Origin of the sequence: Snodgrassella alvi (genome assembly GCF_002777425.1) — a bacterium.
Lineage (GTDB): Bacteria > Pseudomonadota > Gammaproteobacteria > Burkholderiales > Neisseriaceae > Snodgrassella > Snodgrassella alvi_B.
The window spans coordinates 1-2,590 of sequence record NZ_MDVC01000097.1 but is presented as its reverse complement, the minus strand read 5'-3'; the positions used below and the strand labels follow the sequence as shown (position 1 = coordinate 2,590).

4 protein-coding genes are annotated in these 2,590 nt (G+C 36.6%); 2 read left to right on the top strand and 2 right to left on the bottom strand.

The genetic code is table 11. The features are described 5' to 3' along the window. A partial coding sequence (locus BGI33_RS09400) for a helix-turn-helix domain-containing protein (RefSeq protein ID WP_144235419.1) occupies positions 1-580 on the bottom strand: 580 nt, incomplete at its 3' end. Positions 581-702: 122 nt separating this feature from the next. On the opposite strand from BGI33_RS09400, the gene BGI33_RS09395 reads away from it, so the two are divergent. Both BGI33_RS09395 and BGI33_RS09390 read left to right on the top strand, forming a co-directional pair. Then, entirely contained in the window at positions 703-1,131 is a 429-nt protein-coding gene (locus BGI33_RS09395) for a hypothetical protein (protein ID WP_084547189.1), read from the top strand. Positions 1,132-1,252: 121 nt separating this feature from the next. Continuing rightward, positions 1,253-1,735 carry an immunity 26/phosphotriesterase HocA family protein gene (locus tag BGI33_RS09390; protein ID WP_100090939.1) on the top strand — a complete coding sequence of 161 codons (483 nt, stop codon included), beginning with the start codon at positions 1,253-1,255 and terminating at the stop codon, positions 1,733-1,735. A 218-nt stretch (positions 1,736-1,953) separates the two neighbouring features. On the opposite strand, the gene BGI33_RS09385 is transcribed toward BGI33_RS09390, so the two are convergent. Beyond that, the coding region (locus BGI33_RS09385; RefSeq protein ID WP_144235418.1) for an IS3 family transposase at positions 1,954-2,590 on the bottom strand (637 nt) is incomplete at its 5' end.

Below are 2,590 nucleotides of genomic sequence, written 5' to 3'. Positions count from 1 at the left end.
GTCTTGAATAGGTATCAATAAACGTTTGTTGGTATATTTTCCCAATCCCTTTAATATGACCAACATAATATGTATCTTGTGCGCATAAGTATCCAGGATGCTGGGTCTCAATTTCACCCTGTGCCTCTCGCGCTGCTTTCGCTTTCTCTAAAGCCTGTAGCTGGCTTTCTGTTAACACAAGCCCTTCCTGAGCTACTTTTGTTTCCAGAGCGATCAGTCTTTTTTTGAAGCTTTCTAAATCGTGGCGTAACCAGATTGAACGTACACCACTGCCAGAGACCATTATTCCTTGCAGACGTAGCTGATTAGCAACCCGATGTTGGCCATAAGCAGGAAATTCATAAGCCATATTAACGACAGCCTGCTCAATATGAGGTTCTACGCGATTTTTCTCTATAGGTTTTTTGCGACTTATTTCCTGAAGAGCTAATTCTCCGCCCTGTTCATAGAGTTTTTTGAAGCGATAATAGCTGTCGCGACTATACCCCAAGACTTTACAGGCTTGCTGAACGTTACCTAACTGTTTAGCGAGTTCTAAAAGTCCTAATTTAGGTTTAATTATTTTTGCAGATTGATTCATTACTGACACTCCATTGTTGGTTTAAAATACACTAAATGTCAGATTAAATAAAGACTACTACAAATAATATGCCCAATACTGGAACATCTAAAGTTCCGACTTGTAAATAAGAGACGAATGCTATGAAAAAAGATTTTGCCTATGCAGTAGAGCTTCCCTATTGGCAAGCCCCAAATGATGATGTTTTAATAAAATCAAAGGGCGATTCATTAACTGCATTTTTTAAAATATGGAGTTCTTCTGCTAAATACTCTGTATTTACAGGTATATTTGATTTTTCTTACGTCTGGGCTATGCGATTCGAACGAAATAAAAAATTCAGTTATTATACTAAATGCGAAGACGATAATTTTCGTGCATGCTATTTGGTTGTTCCAGAGTCATCATGGTTGGAAAAATTAAAGGCTGAAAGACGTTCCTTTTTCCCTGATTGGGATAAATATGATGTAGGAGAATACACTCATTATATTATTCAAAGTGATTCATTTTATGTTGAAATAATCGCCAAAGATATTAAGATATCAAGAAAAAAACTAAAGGGTGTTTTTTAAAATTATCATATAGTTTAAATATCACTAACGCACTGACGCCAGAGCTAATGCATTAAAAGAATGCTTATCATAGTAAGAAAGGCAATAGTATAAATGGTCGTATAGGAAAAGGAAAATGCTGATGAGTGATTTCAAACTATGGGGTTGGGATAAAAAACCACGCACCATGCTACGGTTTATCAAGGCAGGAGACATATTCTGCTTTAAGCTGGATGAACAGAGATATTGTTTTGGCAGAATTATTATCAAGTTTATGGTTGGTCATATTGCCGAGCTGTTTGATAACATTTCTAATTCTCCTGATATATCTGAAGCAGAAATCAAACAAGCCCGGCGATTGATTGAATCAGTGATATTAGACAGCTACTCATTATTTGATAGGAAAATAGAAAAAGGTAGTGACTGGAGAATAATCGGGCATCAACAAAACTATCTACCTACTGATATGGATGGTGTATATTTCATTTATGGCGTTGAACAATGGTGTAAGAAGGTGGATATTTGGGGAAATGAAATCCCTATATCTGAACAAGAAGCCGAATCTCTACCTCGTGTATCTCCATTTGGTGACTATAATATTAAAGAATTATTAAAGGATATCTAAAGCCATACTGGGAAGAGTATTATGCTTTTTCCAGCTTTTATTTATTTCAGGAGTAGTACTTGTACTATACCCTGAAACCAGCACAATAATGCTGAGGTTAATTAAAAATTCTACTGGGTTTTACATCAAACGGTATCTGTTAATCAATTTAATTGCACTAGCTCAAACTTAATCTGACAGACACTACCTATGTAAATACCCCAAACTTAGTACAAGCTTCAAGTAGAAAATAATACTGCTTGTCTTAGGGTTTTATACTCAATCGGCGTCATATTATTTAATGCTTCATGAGGCCTTTCGGTGTTATAACTGGTTAGCCATTCTTCGGTTACCTTTCTTGCTTGTTCCAGATTATTAAATAGATATAAATCTAGTACCTCTGTGCGATAGGTACGATTAAATCGTTCAATATACCCGTTTTGATATGGACTGCCTGGTTGAATATAATCTATGGTTATATCATGTGATTTTGCCCAGTTAGTAAACGTATTTCCGGTGAATTCCGGTCCATTATCTACTCGTATTTTGATTGGATAGCCATGATATTCGGCCAGTTTATCCAGATAACGGGTAATCCTGCCAGCCGGCAAACTGACTGCAATATCAATGCCTAACGCCTCACGATTAAAGTCATCTATCACATTGAAAGTTCTAAACCTGCGTTGATTGCGACTGCTGTCACTCATAAAATCCATTGACCAGCATTCACCTTGTTTACTGGGTGCAGATAGTCTTTCTGGGCATCGTGGAGGAATGCATTTTTTACGCTTTACCCTCAGATTAAGCTTTAATTCACAATACACCCGATACACCCGTTTATGATTCCATTTATAGCCGAGCTTTCTGATACGATTA